The sequence below is a fragment of the Streptomyces sp. NBC_00076 genome, assembly GCF_045041235.1.
Lineage (GTDB): Bacteria > Actinomycetota > Actinomycetes > Streptomycetales > Streptomycetaceae > Streptomyces.
In genome coordinates this window covers 973215-988017 of the sequence record NZ_CP108242.1, presented here as the reverse complement: position 1 = coordinate 988017, position 14803 = coordinate 973215, and the positions used below count along the sequence as shown (strand labels likewise).

9 protein-coding genes are annotated in these 14803 nt (G+C 69.9%); 3 read left to right on the top strand and 6 right to left on the bottom strand.

Going from position 1 to position 14803, the window contains the following annotated elements; all coding sequences use genetic code 11:
* The first annotated feature begins 1 nt into the window (after position 1).
* Together OHA64_RS04650 and OHA64_RS04645 are read left to right on the top strand one after the other, a co-directional pair.
* On the top strand, positions 2-391 hold the full coding sequence (locus tag OHA64_RS04650) for a hypothetical protein (RefSeq protein WP_405608215.1): 390 nt from the start codon (positions 2-4) through the stop codon (positions 389-391).
* A complete protein-coding gene (locus OHA64_RS04645) occupies positions 358-2523 on the top strand; it encodes a glycoside hydrolase family 127 protein (RefSeq protein ID WP_405608212.1) in 2166 nt (721 codons plus the stop codon). Before OHA64_RS04650 ends, OHA64_RS04645 begins: the two co-directional genes overlap by 34 nt.
* A 59-nt stretch (positions 2524-2582) precedes the next feature.
* Here OHA64_RS04645 and OHA64_RS04640 read toward each other — a convergent pair whose 3' ends face one another.
* The 3 genes from OHA64_RS04640 to OHA64_RS04630 all read right to left on the bottom strand — a co-directional run bounded on the left by OHA64_RS04640 (position 2583) and on the right by OHA64_RS04630 (position 4614).
* Positions 2583-3407, bottom strand: coding sequence for an SAM-dependent methyltransferase (locus OHA64_RS04640; RefSeq protein WP_405608209.1), 825 nt, complete (start codon positions 3405-3407; stop codon positions 2583-2585).
* Positions 3408-3493: 86 nt separating this feature from the next.
* Positions 3494-3745, bottom strand: a complete 252-nt coding sequence (locus tag OHA64_RS04635) for a DUF397 domain-containing protein (RefSeq protein ID WP_405608206.1) — start codon at positions 3743-3745, stop codon at positions 3494-3496.
* A complete protein-coding gene (locus tag OHA64_RS04630; protein WP_405608203.1) occupies positions 3742-4614 on the bottom strand; it encodes a helix-turn-helix domain-containing protein in 873 nt (290 codons plus the stop codon). Before OHA64_RS04630 ends, OHA64_RS04635 begins: the two co-directional genes overlap by 4 nt.
* Before the next feature lie 313 nt (positions 4615-4927).
* Between OHA64_RS04630 and OHA64_RS04625 the strand changes: the two genes are divergently transcribed.
* A complete protein-coding gene (locus OHA64_RS04625) occupies positions 4928-5374 on the top strand; it encodes an ATP-binding protein (RefSeq protein ID WP_405608200.1) in 447 nt (148 codons plus the stop codon).
* A 21-nt stretch (positions 5375-5395) separates the two neighbouring features.
* Here the strand turns inward: OHA64_RS04625 and OHA64_RS04620 are convergent, their stop codons facing one another.
* The 3 genes from OHA64_RS04620 to OHA64_RS04610 all read right to left on the bottom strand — a co-directional run bounded on the left by OHA64_RS04620 (position 5396) and on the right by OHA64_RS04610 (position 14800).
* The gene (locus OHA64_RS04620) at positions 5396-6034 is read right to left on the bottom strand and encodes a hypothetical protein (protein ID WP_405608197.1); all 639 of its coding nucleotides are present in this window, start codon (positions 6032-6034) and stop codon (positions 5396-5398) included.
* 67 nt (positions 6035-6101) lie between these two features.
* Positions 6102-11318 carry a family 43 glycosylhydrolase gene (locus OHA64_RS04615; RefSeq protein WP_405608194.1) on the bottom strand — a complete coding sequence of 1739 codons (5217 nt, stop codon included), beginning with the start codon at positions 11316-11318 and terminating at the stop codon, positions 6102-6104.
* 275 nt (positions 11319-11593) lie between these two features.
* A complete protein-coding gene (locus OHA64_RS04610; protein WP_405608191.1) occupies positions 11594-14800 on the bottom strand; it encodes a glycoside hydrolase in 3207 nt (1068 codons plus the stop codon).
* Between the last annotated feature and the right edge of the window lie 3 nt (positions 14801-14803).

The following is a 14803-nucleotide window of genomic DNA, read 5'->3' as shown; positions in this document are numbered from 1 at the left end:
CGTGCACCGACAACGAAGACGGCACCGCCGCGGAGCCCTGGCCGGAGCCCTGGTCCTCGGGCTGCTGGCCCCGCTCGCCGCCACCGCACCCGCCGCAGCGGACAACTCGGCCATCGGCTACCCGGTCTACTCCGGATCCGCAGAACCCGTGCCGGAGCTGCCGGCCGGCTTCACCACGCACGGCACGCTGCGCGCCCAGTACGAGGCCGACCGGAAGGCACCGCCGCCCTCGTGGCCGACTCCTGACTGCCTTCATGACTCCCCCCCACATGACCCACTCCTGACCGCCGCCTCACGACCGAACCGGCGCCGCTCCACCGCCCATGCCCGCCGACGACCCCCGATCGGAGCCCGAGCATGTCCCAACCCCCCTCCCGCCGACGCGTGTTGAAGCTCGCCGCAGGAACCGCTGCCGCCACCCCGCTGGTGTACACGGCCACGCCGGCGCAGGCCGCCCCCGCCGCCCCGGCCTCCGTCGAGGCACTCGCGCGGGCCACCGCGGCCGAGCCACCCGCGCCACCCACCTGGGCCGTACGCCCCTTCGCCCTGGGGCAGGTCACCCTCGGCGACGGTGTCTTCCGCCGCAAGCGCGACCTGATGCTCGACTACGCCAGGTCGTACCCCGCGGACCGCATCCTCGCGGTCTTCCGGGCCAACGCGGGGCTCGACACCCGTGGCGCCCGGCCGCCCGGCGGCTGGGAGACCTCCGACGGCAACCTGCGCGGCCACTTCGGCGGGCACTTCCTCACCCTGATCGCCCAGGCGTACGCCGACACCGGGGAGGCCGCGCTCAAGACGAAGCTCGATTACCTGGTCGGCGCGCTCGGTGAGTGCCAGCAGGCTCTGGCGGAGCGCGGCTCGCCGAAACCGAGCCACCCCGGCTTCCTGGCGGCGTACCCGGAGACCCAGTTCATCCTGCTGGAGAGCTACACGACGTACCCCACCATCTGGGCGCCCTACTACACGTGCCACAAGATCATGCGGGGTCTCCTCGACGCGCACACCCTGGCCGGGAACGCGCAGGCCCTGGCCATCGCCTCGACGATGGGCGACTGGGTGCACAGCCGACTCGGCCGGCTGCCGAAGGCACAGCTGGAGCGCATGTGGTCGATCTACATCGCCGGCGAGTACGGCGGCATGAACGAGGTACTGGCCGACCTGTACGCCCTCACCGGCAAGCAGGACCACCTCGCCGCCGCCCGCTGCTTCGACAACACCGCGCTGCTGGACGCCTGCGCCGAGGACACCGACATCCTCAACGGGCGGCACGCCAACCAGCACATCCCCCAATTCACCGGCTACCTACGGCTGTTCGACCACACCGGGGAGGAGGAGTACGCCGACGCGGCCCGCAACTTCTGGGGCATGGTCGTGGATCCCCGCATGTACAGCCTGGGCGGCACGGGCCAGGGCGAGATGTTCCGGGCCCGGGGCGCCATCGCGGCCACGCTGGACGCCAACAACGCCGAGACCTGTGCCACGTACAACATGCTCAAGCTCAGCCGGCAGCTGTTCTTCCACGAGCCCGACCCCGCGTACATGGACTACTACGAGCGGGGCCTGACCAACCACATCCTCGCCTCCCGGCGGGACGCCCCCAGCACGAGCAGCCCGGAGGTGACCTACTTCGTCGGCATGGGCCCGGGGGTCGTGCGCGAGTACGACAACACCGGCACCTGCTGCGGCGGCACCGGCATGGAGAACCACACGAAGTACCAGGACTCCGTCTACTTCCGCTCCGCCGACGGCGACGCCCTGTACGTCAACCTCTCCCTCGCCTCGACCCTGCGATGGCCGGAACGCGGCTTCGTCATCGAGCAGTCGAGCGCGTATCCGGCGGAGGGCGTGCGCACGCTGACGTTCCGTGAGGGCGGCGGACGGCTCGACCTGAAGCTGCGGGTTCCGTCCTGGGCCACGGGAGGCTTCACCGTCACCGTCAACGGGGTCCGGCAGCGAGTCGAGGCGGTGCCCGGCAGTTACGTCACCCTGGGCAGGGACTGGCGGCGCGGTGACCGGGTGAGGATCTCCGCTCCCTACCGTCTGCGCGTCGAGAGGGCGCTGGACGATCCCGCCGTCCAGTCGCTGTTCTACGGCCCGGTGTTGCTGGTCGCCCGGAGCGGGGAGACGGCGTTCCGCTCGTTCTCCTTCTACCGGGACTTCACACTCCGGGGCGATCTCGCCGACGCGATCGAACCCGAGGGCCGGCCCCTGCACTTCACCACACACGGCCTGACCCTCGCACCGTTCCACATCGCGGACGACACCCGCTACCACGCCTACTTCAGGCGCTCGGAGCCCGTCGTCGTGTTCGGCACGACCGACTCGGGAGTGCCGAACCGGGCCCGCGGCGACGGTCTCACCTTCCTCGACGTGCTCTGGGCGCAGGCTCCCTTCGCGTCCTCCGGCCGTTTCGTCGCGGCGGTACGCGCCCTCGCCGGGACATGGCTGGCCGAGGGGCGGTTCACACCGACCGAACGGGACCGCGTGGTCGCGGCGGCGACCCGCGCGGACCTGCGGCCCTGAGGGCCGTGCGCTGGGGGAGGGCACGGTCGTTGCGACCCGTGCCCGGCCCCACGGAGCGCTCAGGGCTTGATGCCCACCGCGGTCCACAAGCTGACCTCGGCATCCGTCGGGGTCTGCGCGGGCTGCTCGTCGCCCGACGCGTCGGGACGCCAGCGGTGGCCGACGGTGACCCCGGGGTCGAGGAGGGTGAGCCCGTCGAAGAAGCGCGCGACGTCGTTCCGCGAGCGGAACTGCACCGGCGTCCCGGCGGAGGTGTAGATGTCGGTGACCTTCTGCCAGGTGGGCGGGTCGAAGTCGGGCGTGCAGTGGCTGAGGGCCAGCGCGCTGCCCGACGGGAGGGCGTCGAGCAGCCGGCTGAGGATTCCGTGCGGGTCCTGGGCGTCGGTGACGAAGTGCATGAGGGCGTTCAGCGACAGGGCCACGGGTTGGCTCAGGTCCAGGACCTCGGCCAGCTGGGGCGCGTTGAGGAGCGCGTCCGGGTTGTTGGCGTCCGCCTCGATGTACGTGGTGCGGCCCTGGGGGGTGCTGCGCATCAGGCGTTCGGCGTACTTCAGGACGAGGGGGTCGTTGTCGGCGTACACGACACGCGCCTCGGGGACCACGCTCTGCGCCACCTGGTGGAGGTTCGGCTCGGTGGGGATGCCGGTGCCGATGTCGAGCCACTGACGGATGCCGTGCTCCTGGGCGAGGACCCGGGTGGCGCGGTGCATGAAGGCCCTGTTCTCGCGGGCACACACGAAGATGCCGGGGTAGACCGCGGCGACCGTCTCGGCCGCCTGCTTGTCGATGTCGAAGTGGTCCTTGCCGCCGAGGTAGTAGTCGTACATGCGGGCCGAGTGCGGCCTGCTGGTGTCTATGCCCCGTGCCGGTTGGGTGTTGCTCATCCTGTTCCCTTCGATGGTGTGCGTGGGGGATGCGGGGCGGGTCGCGGCCGGGGCCGACGGTGGTTCGTTCCCGCTCGCGGTTCGGTTCAGCGGGCCGTCAGGTGGTCGGCGAGGCCCCGCTTGATCCCCCGGACGAAGGCGGCTATCTCCTCCGGGGTGTAGATCAGTGCGGGTCCGCCCGGGTCGGTCGACTGCCGTAGCGCCACCCGGCCGTCGGGGAGTTGCTTGGTCTCCACGCACTGGCCTCCGTTGGGACCGCTCCAGGGGCACTCCCACCCGTGCTCGCCGAGGTCGGAGGCGGGCATCCCGTTGTAGACACGGCCGTCGGCGATGGTCATGAATACTCCTTGCGCATGCGGTTCAGCAGGGCCTTGCTGTCCGCGGAGGAGGTCAGCAGGGACATCCGGTTGTGCGCCTCGAGATGGGCCGAGACGTCGGAACGCTGGTCCAGGTACACGGAGGCGGACAGGATCTCGCTGTAGACCACGTCGGGCAGTTCGGGTTCCTCGAACCGGAAGTAGGTGAAGGGCGCGCACGCCCCGACATGGGCGCCCGCGGTGAACGGCACGACGTCGACGCTGACATGGTCCAGCTCCGAGACCTCCAGGAGCCGGTCGATCTGCGCCCGCATGATCTCGGCGTCGCCCGCGACCCGGTGCAGGACGGCCTCCTCCATCACCACCCACAGTGTGGGCGCGTCGGACTTCTCCAGCAGGCTCTGGCGGCGCAGCCGCAGATCGACGCGCCGCTGAAGGTCCTCCTCGCTTTCGTTGGGGAACCCTCCTTGCAGCACGGCGCGCGCGTACGCATGCGTCTGCAGCAGCCCCGTCACGTACTGCGGCTCGTAGGTACGCAGGGTCCTGGCCCCGCTCTCCAGGCTCACGTAGGCGGTGAACCAGCTCGGCACCACGTCGCGGTAGGCGTGCCACCAGCCGGGCTCGTTGGCCCGCTCGGCCAGGTCGACGAACTCGTCGATCTCCTGCTGTTCGGCCCCGTAGGTCTGCAGCAGCTTCTCCACGTAGAGAGGCTTGAGGCCGACGTCCGCCTTCTCCAGGCGGCGGATGGTCAACGACGTCACGCGCAGGGCCTTGGCCGCGTCGTCCAGCGACACCCCGGCGCCGAGCCGTCTCTCCTGGAGCCGACGGCCGAGGATCATGCGCAGGACCGTCGGTGCGCTGGTGCCCGCGCCGGAACGAGGGTCGCTCACTGCGCCACCTCCTGATGCCTTGTCACTGCCCGTGATCTGAGAGTGACTTGATGACACGACCAGACGGATACCGTCTCGCTGAAATTATCAGGGGGACGGTTGCAGTGTGAACTTGCCTGAGAGCATAGTTACTTGTGTGGCGATCCGGTCGACTGGGAGCGCATCGCTGTCAACGATCGTGTCACCGCATGGAGTTGGCATTTGCCGACAATTCGGCCTTATCCGGGCCGTTTTGCCGGGAACACCCTCCCCCGGCAGGTCCTCTCCTTGGCCCCGTCTCCCCACCGCGGCCCCCTGACGGAAGGCGACAAGCGTGTCCCCCCACACGACTTCCTCCCCCCAGCTCCTGGACGTCGCGAGCCCGGAGCGTACGCACTGGGTCGAACTGCCCGCGCACCGCTCCAGTGTCGGAGTCGCCCGCCGTTCGGTGAGGGCGCACATGGCCGCCTGGCGGCTGCCCGACGAGATGTCCGCGGACGCGGTGCTGGTCGCCTCGGAGCTGGCCGCCAACGCGGTGTGCCACACGCCCAGCATGCGGATCCTGTGCGGGGTCGGACTCATCACGGACGACTGTCTGCGGGTGGAGGTCCACGACCACGCCTACGCAGTCGACAGGCTTCCCCGCTGCACCCCGGGCTCGGAGGACGAGAGAGGCCGCGGTCTCTTCATCGTCGAGGAGATCGCCCACACCTGGGGGATCGACCGATCCCGGCTCACCGGCGGCAACGCGGTGTGGGCGACCTTGCTCATTCCTGACTGAACGTGACGTCGATCCCCGGGATCACAGGCCGTCGCGCACCATGGCTGCGACGATCTGGACGTGGCGATCGGCCGCCGTGTTCGAGAACTCGTTGTCGTAGTTCAGGCCGTAGGGCCAGAAGTGCCCCCCACCGGTCGACAGCGTGGCGCCCGAACCGTCGAACTGCTTGACGAGTGCGGTGGCCTGGCTGCCGCGCCAGGTTCCGCTGCCGCCGACGGAGGACCATCCCGCACTGGTGCCCACGCCGATGGTGTGGGCGATCTCGTGCAGGGCGGTCCGCTCGTTCATGTAGCCGCGGTTGCCGAACCGAATGGTGCCGTTGATGCTGCCGTCGGCGGTGGGCACGCCCGGGTCGTACCGGACGGTGATGCTCTTGCCGAGGTCGCTGAGGTTGTTGTACCTCGCCACCGCCGCGTTCATCGCCGACGTGATGAGGGTGTACGCCGTCGACTGGTCCTGAGTGGGGTTGGCCGCCCGTTCGAGGGTCCAGGTGATACTGGCCGCCGCCACCTGTTCCTGGGAGGCAGGCCCCGCCTCTGGGGCGGCCTGCGCGACGCCGGGCCCGGCCAGCAGGGCGGCCGCCAGTACGGCGGTCACCGCCCTGCCGCGCCAAGGAGTTGCCGTTCGGACGGTGGGAACCGCGGTCTGTCGTGGACTCATGGGGGAGGTCCTCCTGTGGGGGATGGGCCGTCGGGTGTGGGGTGACGGCCTGACCGGTTCGTGCGGTTCAGCGGGTGCCGATGGTGATGACACCCACGGTCCTGAGGGCGGTGACGTTGTCGTAGGCGACCTCACCGGTGGCCTTCCGCCAGATCTTGATACGGAAGCTGTCCGGGCCGTCGGTGGCGGTGACACGGAAGCCGTAGCCACCGGCGCCGTCGACCGTCCCGGAGCCCTGGTACACGGCCTGGGAGCCGGTGACCACGAGCCAGTCGGAGCCGGTGGAGCGGAACTTCAGCCGGGCCGGACCGAAGTCGAAGGTCGCCTTTCCGAGCGGGGCGACGGCTCCTCTCGTGTACGCCGCGCCGAAGGAGAAGGCGGCCTGGCCGGCCAGGGCCGGCTTCGCGGGGTAGGCGCCGGCCGGGGAGGTGAGGACACCGACACCCAGCGCGGGACCGGCGGAGCGGTCGTACGCGATCAACTCGGGCAGGGTCCTGCTGTCCGAGGCCCCGTCGTCGTCGGTGACGGTGATCACCGGGCGACGGATGCCCGCCTTGACGTAGCTGTGCTCGGCCCGGCAGCCGGTCGCGGTGACCGTGCCGGTCTGCGGCCTGGTGCCGTCCTTCCAGTCGACCTCGCAGGTGTGGGTGTCGTCCGCGCCCGGATCGGTGAACGACGCCGTGGCGACCGCCCGACCGCCGACCGGCACCGCGGACCGCGGACCCGTCGCCGAGGTGACGACCGGCGCCGCGTTGGCGACCTCGACGGTCGCCGTGTCGCTGCCGCGGCCGCCGGTCAGGGTGACCGCGTAGGTGCCGTCGTCGGCACAGGTGATCGTGGTCCTGGCCGCCCCCGGGTCGGCGAACGCGCAGGGTGCGCCCTTCTCGACCGACCACTTCGGGCTGCCCGCCCCGGAGAGCGTGCCGTTCAGCCGGATCGCGTCGCCCTCGGTGCCGGCGGCGTCCGGGCCGGCGTGGACGACGGTGACCGGGTCGATGCCGGTGAGGGTGGGGACCACCTTCTTGATCAGGCCGTCGGCGTCGAACTCCATCTTGTCGACGGTCGTTTCGCGGTGGGTGCCGTCACCGCCGGGGATGGCGAAGCGATGGTAGGCGATGTACCAGTCGTCGGTGTTCGGCACGTGCACGACCGAGTGGTGGCCGGGGCCCTTGATGCCGAGGGAGAGGTCCTTCTCCAGGATCACGCCGCGCTTGGTCCAGGGGCCGGTGGGGGAGGGGCCGGTGGCGTAGGCGACACGGTAGTTCTCGTCCCGGGTGTCGTTCTCCGACCACATGAAGTAGTAGGTGCCCTTGCGCTTGATGACGAAGGTGCCCTCGTTGTAGCCGCTGGGAGTGATGTCCTCGACCTTCGAGGTGTCGATGGAGGTCATGTCGTCATTGAGCGGAGCCACGTAGGCGTGGCCGTTGCCCCAGTAGAGGTACGACTGCCCGTCGTCGTCGGTGAACACGGCCGGGTCGATCATCTGGCCGCTGTACTGGCCCGCCTTGAGCAGCGGCCTGCCCAGGGCGTCCTTGAACGGGCCCGTCGGCGAGTCGGAGACCGCGACGCCGATGTTCGCGTCGGCGCAGAAGTAGAAGTAGTACTTCCCGTCCTTCTCGGCGATCGTCGGTGCCCAGGCCCTGCTGTCCGCCCAGGAGACGTCCGGCCCGAGGTCGAGGATGACGCCGTGGTCCTTCCAGTGGACCAGGTCGGTGGAGGAGTACGCCTTGAACTGGGTGCCGCTCCAGCCCTCGAAGCCGTCGGTGGTTGGATAGATGTAGAAGGTGTCGCCGAAGCGGACGATGTTCGGGTCGGCGTTGAGCCCCGGCAGGGCCGGGCTCTTCATGATGAGCGCGGCCACCGTCCAGGTGCGCTTCTTCCCGTCGGAGCCGGTCACCTGGTACGTCACCGGCTTCGTGAAGTCGTGGACGCTGCCGGAGGCGGGGCTGATCGCCGCGCCCTTCGCGAGGCTGAACTCCGGTGCGAGCGCGGTGAGATCGGTGCCCTCCTTCAGCGGCAGCGTGATCCTGCTGTCCGCGTTGTCGACGATCGCGTCGACCTTCAGCGCCGGGTGGGTCGCCCTGGCGATGCCGGCGGTGTTGCCGCTGAGCTCCATGACGTCCGCGGCCGACAGGGCCCGGTCGTAGACGCGGAAGTCGTCGACCTCGCCGCCGAAGTACGGGTCGGCCGAGTACAGAGACCTGCCGATGTAGCCGCTGTAGTCCCTGGTGGCGTCGTACAGCTCGGACGGCTTGGTGGTGACGCCGGTCGCCCGGGCCGCCTCGATTCCGTCGACGTAGAGGACCATCGTGCCGGTGGAGCCGTCGAGGGTGACCGTGACGTGCCGCCACGCGCCGGGCGTGAGTTGTGAGCCGCCCGTCAGTTTCGACTCCGCCGACCAACTCGCCTTCGTGATGGCCGAGTACAGGCTGGAGCCGCCGTTGGAGGGGGTGGCGAAGAGGTACTTGTCGCTGTCGGGACCGAGCCCGAACAGCCACTGGAAGTTGTCGCCGCCCTTCCATTTGGCGTACGTCGACACGGTCACGCTGTCGGCGTTCTTCAGCACGCCGTTCGGGATCTTCACGTACGGGGACGTGGCGGAGTCGCCGGACATCTTGAACGAGCCGCCGTCGACGCCGGTGCCGAAGTCGGGCGTACGGACGTAGGTGCCGTGGTAGCCGTGGCCGCTGGAGTCACGGGCGATGTTGCCGCCGGTCTCGTCGAAGCCGTAGCGCAGGACGAGGCCGGCGGGGGTGTCCGGGCCCTCCGCGGAGACGGTGACCTCGGCGCGCACGGGGAGGGCGGCGCCGTCGGGCAGGCTGCCGGTCACCGTGAAGGTGCCGGCCTGCGCGTACTTCGACTCGGGCACGTCCTCCCAGGTGATGGCGACGGGGCGCTTGACGCCGTCGGTGTACTCGGCGATCACGGTGGCCGGCAGGACGGGAGCGTCGCCGACGCGGGTCTTCACCGATACGTCCTCGACGCTCCGCACGAGCTGGTCGGGCTGGTAGGCGCGCAGCAGCCGGTCGTACTCGGCCTGGGTGACCGGGAGGACGGTGCCGTGGCGTGGCTTGGCGGGCAGGTCGTAGTTCGTGGACGGGGTCCAGGAGCCGGAGGCGAGGTCCGTCGTCTCGAACGGGAGATAGCCGCGGCCGCCGAACTCGTCGAGGAAGGCGTACCACTTCTCCTCGGTGTTGGACTTGAACACCAGCGGGCCCTCGGCGGCGTTCATCGCGCCCTTGCCGATGCCCTCGGCGACCGCGTCCCAGGACGGGTTGAGGATCGAGTCGCTCTTCTCCTCGAAGATGAACTTGCTGTTCGGGGTGGAGGAGGAGTTGTTCCGCTCGTCCTTCGACAGCCGGAAGTACGTCCCGTCGTGCTGGATCATGGTCGAGTCGATGACCGAGTAACCACGGTCGATCCAGACCTTGGGCTCGCTGAAGGTGTAGAAGTCGCGGGTGGTCGCGTACATCATGCGGTTGTACGTGTCGCCGGAGTGCGCCTCGTTGTCGTACAGCTTCGACGCCCAGAAGACCACGTACTCGCCGAGCTTCGCGTCGTAGAACGCCTCCGGCGCCCAGGTGTTGCCCGCGCTGTCGGGCGAGATCTTCACCAGCCGCTGGTTCGTCCAGTGGACGAGGTCGGCGGACTCCCAGACCATGATGGACTTGCTGCCGGTGCGCTGGGACGCGTCCCAGTCGCCGTTGCCGTAGATCCTGAGGTCGGTGGCTATCTGGTAGAACTTGTCGCCCTCGGGGGAGCGGATGATGAACGGGTCGCGCAGGCCCTTCTCGCCGAGGGTGGAGGTCAGGACCGGCTTGCCGTCGTTCAACTCCCGCCACTTCAGTGGGTCGTTGCCCTTGCTGAGCGCCGAGTAGAGCTGCTCGCCGTCCGAGGTGCCCTCGCCGGTGAAGTAGCTGAACATATAGCCCTTGAGGGCTGCCTTGACGGGGAGTTCCGGGACCTTGGCGGCGAAGGCGCGGGTCGCCCTCGCCGCGCCCTTGGTGACGGTGGCGGTCAGCTCGACCGTGGTGGCGCCCTCGCCGTGCGCGGGGCGGTGGACCACGCCGTCGGCGGAGACGACGTCCGGCTTCGCGGAGGACCAGGTGACGTCGGTGCCGTAGGAGCCGGTCGCCGGGAGGGACAGGTTGCCGCGGACGTCGTCGAGGTTGTGGACGGCGAGTGTCTCGGTGGCCTGTCGCGTGGCCGTCTCGTCGTCGAAGGCGGGCAGGACCGTGACGTCGAAGGTCCTGGTGTCGGTCACGGTGCCCTTCTTGAGGGTCGCCGTGAGCGTGGCGTGGCCGTCCGGTTCGCCGGCGGCGGGGCGGGTGACGGCGCCTGCGGCGGAGACGACGTCCGAGTTGTCGCTCGCCCAGCTGATGGCGGAGCCGCCGGCCGTGCCGGTCCTCGGCAGGTCCAGGTCGGCCGTCACGGCACCGGTGTCACCGAGGGTCAGCGCGGCCTTGTCGTCTGCGACGCCCTGGGTGGCGACGGGGAGGGCGAGTTGGGCGACCTCGGAGTCGGCGAGCGCCCGGTCGTACACCCGGAAGTCGCGGATCCGGCCCTTGAAGAGATTGTCGCCGGAGTACACGGACTTGCCGAGGTAGTTGGCCGTGGTGGTACCGGAACCGATGGCGCCGGGAGTGATGGTGACCGACGTGTTGCGGCCGACCTCGACCCCGTCCTCGTACAGGACACCCGTACTGCCGGTCTGCGTGTACGTGATGTGCTTCCACACCGCGCGGGTCAGGTTGTGACCGTCGGCCGGCTTGGTGGTCTGTTCCGTCGACCAGTTGCCGGTCGCCACGGAGGTGCGCAGGCCGTTGCCCGTGGTGAACAGGTAACCGTTCCCGTTGCTGCCGCTGGAGTTGCCGAAGCCGTAGAGGAAGTACGGCGTCTTCTGGCCGGAGTCGATCAGCACGTCCGTCGAGACGGTGATCGCGTCCATGCCCTTCATGACGTCGTTCGGAACCTTGACGTAGGTGTCCGACCCGTTGAAGGCGAGCCCCTCGCCGGTGCCGGACCAGTCGGCGGTGCCGCTCACCGTGCCGTCGCGGCCGTTGCCGGAGGCGTCGGTGACGGTGCCACCGGAGTCCGCGTCGAGCTTGTACCAGAGGGCCAGCCCGTCGGTGATGTCCGCGGCCTGCGCAGCCCGCGCCGGTACGGCAGCCTGTGCGGGGGTGGCGGGCGCGGTGAGGCCCAGGAACAGCGACGCGGTGGTCAGGCCGGCGATCCGGCCCGCCCAGCGTCTCGCGCGGCTGCGCGGACCTGCGGTGTACGTCATGTGGGGGATTCCCTGCTGAGGCATGGTTGACGGAGGACGGGAGAACGCAAGGGGAAGCGGGCCGGCAACGGGAGCCTCGGCCGTGGGGCGCCTGGTCGTTTCGGCTGTGTGACGTCGTGTTGCGAGAGTGTCAATCGGGGTGCGGCGCGACGTCAAGAGTTTCGAACGAAGTTCGATCAGTCGAACACGTCGGGTTTCCGTCCTCTCAACGGCCGCCCTTCGGCGACGGGTTGGGACGGGGAGCGCGCCAACCGCTCCCCGCCCCGCGCGGGACCTCAGCTTCGTGCGATTTCGATCCGGTACGTCCCTGTCCTCGACCCGTCCTCACTGGTCACGGAGACGACGGCCAGGGTCCGACGGGGCCCGCGGGTCGTCTCGACCGACACGGTCGCGTAGGGGTCGCGCGCGATCGCCGTGACCACCGCCCGGCCCGGATCGGCGGTGACGACCCGGTAGTCGTGCGTGCCGGGATCGAACGACGCGACCGGGACGCCCGCCACCTCGATGGACGCGGCGGCGGCGTCCGAGGAGACTCCGGGCGTTTTGGCGTACACCTCGATCTCGCTCATGGTGATGTAGCCGCCCTGGCGGGCGGTCATGACCACGCGCACCCCCTTCGACGGTCCTGCCGTCACCGGGACGTCGACCACCGGCGATCCCTCGGTCCCCACCTCGATGTCGCCGCTCGCGTCGACCCACGCCCCGCCTTCGGCGCCGCGCACCTGCACTTTCAGGCTCGCGGGGAAGGACGCGGTGTTCCCGTCCCGGTGGAAGTGCGCGACAAGGCGGGTCAGGTCGCGGTCCTTCGGCAGCGTGAAGGTGACCGTGTCGGACGGGTTCTTGGTGCCCGCCTTCCAGTTGGACCAGGCCTTCTCGGACAGGTTCCCGTTGCGCAGCCCCTCCGCGGAGTAGCCGCTCTCGGTGAACGTGGCCGCGACGGAGACATCGTCGTCGGGCGCGATGTTGGTCTGAGCCGGTGGCGTGACCTGCACCCGTACCCTCGCGTCGACGGTGCCGCCGCCGACCACCCGCGCCACGCCACGCAGCGTCACGACGCCTTGTGTGTCGAACGCCCCGGCCGGCGCGGGATCCCAGGTCACCGGAAGCCCGGTCCGGCCGCCGTGCCGGCCGACTCCGACGACCGTGGCCGGCAACTCCGGACTCTTGCCCGTGTACGTCTTGGCGCGGCCGGGGAGGGTCGAGCCGATCGTGTCCACGGTGACCACCGCCGTCGCGCGGATCGTCCGCCCGAGCGGATCGGTGGCCCGGCCCGTGACGCGTACGGTCCCGGGATCGCGCCACTTCCGGTCGGGCGGAAGGCTCCACACCACGGGCAGTGAGCCGCGGGCGCCGTCCCGGTACACCGGTGTCACCGTCCCCGGGAGCTTCGGAGCCAGGCCGGGCACGGTGAACGCGTCGGCCGGTTCGGTGTGCAGCACGGTCTCGTCGGTGACGCTCCAGCGCTGGTTCGCCGCCGAGGTCGGGGTGTACGTGGACACCTTGGCGCCGTCCGCCGAGGACTGCCCGGCGACATCGAGGAGACGGCCGGTGGCGACGTTCACGAAGGTCCAACTGCCGTCACCGGTCGTCGACATGATCCACTGCGCCGCCTCGCCGGCCCGGGTGCCGCCCGGGTCCTCCAGGACGGCCTGGTTGTCGCGCACCGTGAGGCGCCGGCCGTTGGTGGCGCTGGTCAGGGCGTAGCGCTCGCGGTTGTCGGTGCCCGGCGTCAACTGCCGGACGGACCACAGCTGTTCGGCGCTGTCGGCGTCGGTCGAGCGGATGACGACACCACTGCCGTCGTCCGACGGGGCCAACGACTTCCCGCTCTGCGTCCCCTGTAGTCGGTAGACATGGCCGGACCGGACGAGCGCGGCGTCCTTGGCCACGCCGCTGACGCCGTCGACCTGGAAGGTGGTGACCGACTTCGCGGGGACGTCGAGTGTGGCCGAGCGGTCGGTGACGTGGACCGGTGTGCCGCGTACGAGGGCGCCGCCTTCGCTCGTCACCACGGGTGTGACGGTGGCCCCCGGCGCGACCTTGCCGAAGCGCGACAGGTCGAGGGTCACGGAGCGCGCGGACGTACCGCCGTTCACGTGCACGACGGTCGCCGCGCGGCCGGACTTGCGCACCGCCGCGACGCTGGACGGGTCGTCGACCTTCACGAAGTGATCGCCGGGGCGGATGTAGTGGGTGAAGTTGCGGATGGTGTGGAACTTCGAGTTGGCCCGGATCGGACAGCTCTCCAGGGTGTCCTCGGCCGTGCAGTTGAACGGGACGTGGATGCTGCCCCAGTTCTTGCCGGCCGCCGCCTGCGGAATGGCGTCCTCGACGGGCTGCCAGAACACCCAGGCGGAAGGCTCCAGTTCACGCATGTCGTCCACCATCCGGGTGGCGATCCCGAGTCCGGGGTCCATCCCGGTGAAGTCGGTGCCTGTGCCCCAGGTGCCCTCGACCTCGCTCATCCACAGCTTCTTGTCAGCGCCCTTGGCGATGTCGCGGGCGCTGGTGCGCATCCCCGTGCCGTACGTGTGCACGTTCAGCTGGTCGACGGCGGCTCGCGCCGACGGGCCGTAGGCGTTCCAGTTCTGGGTGAAGATGCCCGGGTTGGTCTCGTCCATCGCGGAGACCTTGGCGCCGGTCTTCGCCTGGGCGAGCGCGTCGTCGAGAGCGAGGACCACCTTCTGCTGGAGCTCGGGTCCGGCGTGCGCGCCTTCCTGACGTCCTCCCGTGGGCTGCCCGTCCGCTCCCAACTGGGTTCCCCAGTATGTGGTGTTGGGCTCGTTGAGCGGGTCGATCGTGTCGAACTCGATGTGGTGGGCCTGCTCCAGGTGCTCGCTCGCGCGCACCAGGTAGGTGGCGAAGTCGTCGACGCGGTCCGTGCGGATCTGGTCCGTGCCGGCGTCGAGGCCACCGGAGACGTAACCGCTCACCGTCTGGAACCAGGGCGGCGAGTTGCTGAACGCCTCCCAGCGGGTGACCTTCTTCTTGATCTGGTCGACCCACCAGCGCTGGCCCGCGTCGGCGTTCCAGTTCCAGTGGTCCGGATTGTTCGGATCCCACCAGTCCGTGTCCTGCCGGGTGGTCCCCTCGGGGGCCTTCCAGAAGCCCTCCATGGTCGCGCCGGCCTTCATGTAGTCCTTGCGCACGTCGGGGGCGTTGCCGCCGCCGATGTTGTAGCGGGCGATGTTGAGTCGGAGCCCGTCCTCGCCGAACAGCATGTCGACCAGCTGTCTTCGGATGGGCTCCGGGTAGCCGCCGGTGGCGTTGGCGAACCAGACGAGACTCGTCCCCCACCCCTCGAACTCCTGCTGCCGGTAGGACGGGTCGATCCGCACCGTGACCGCGCTCGGCGTTGGCGTCGGCGTGTCCGCGGCCGCGGCGGCGGGGGCGGTGACGAGGCCCGCGCCGAGCACCAGGGGGATGGTGGGCGCCAACGCCTGGGCGATGCGATGTCGGTTGAACACGTAACTCCCTTCCATGAC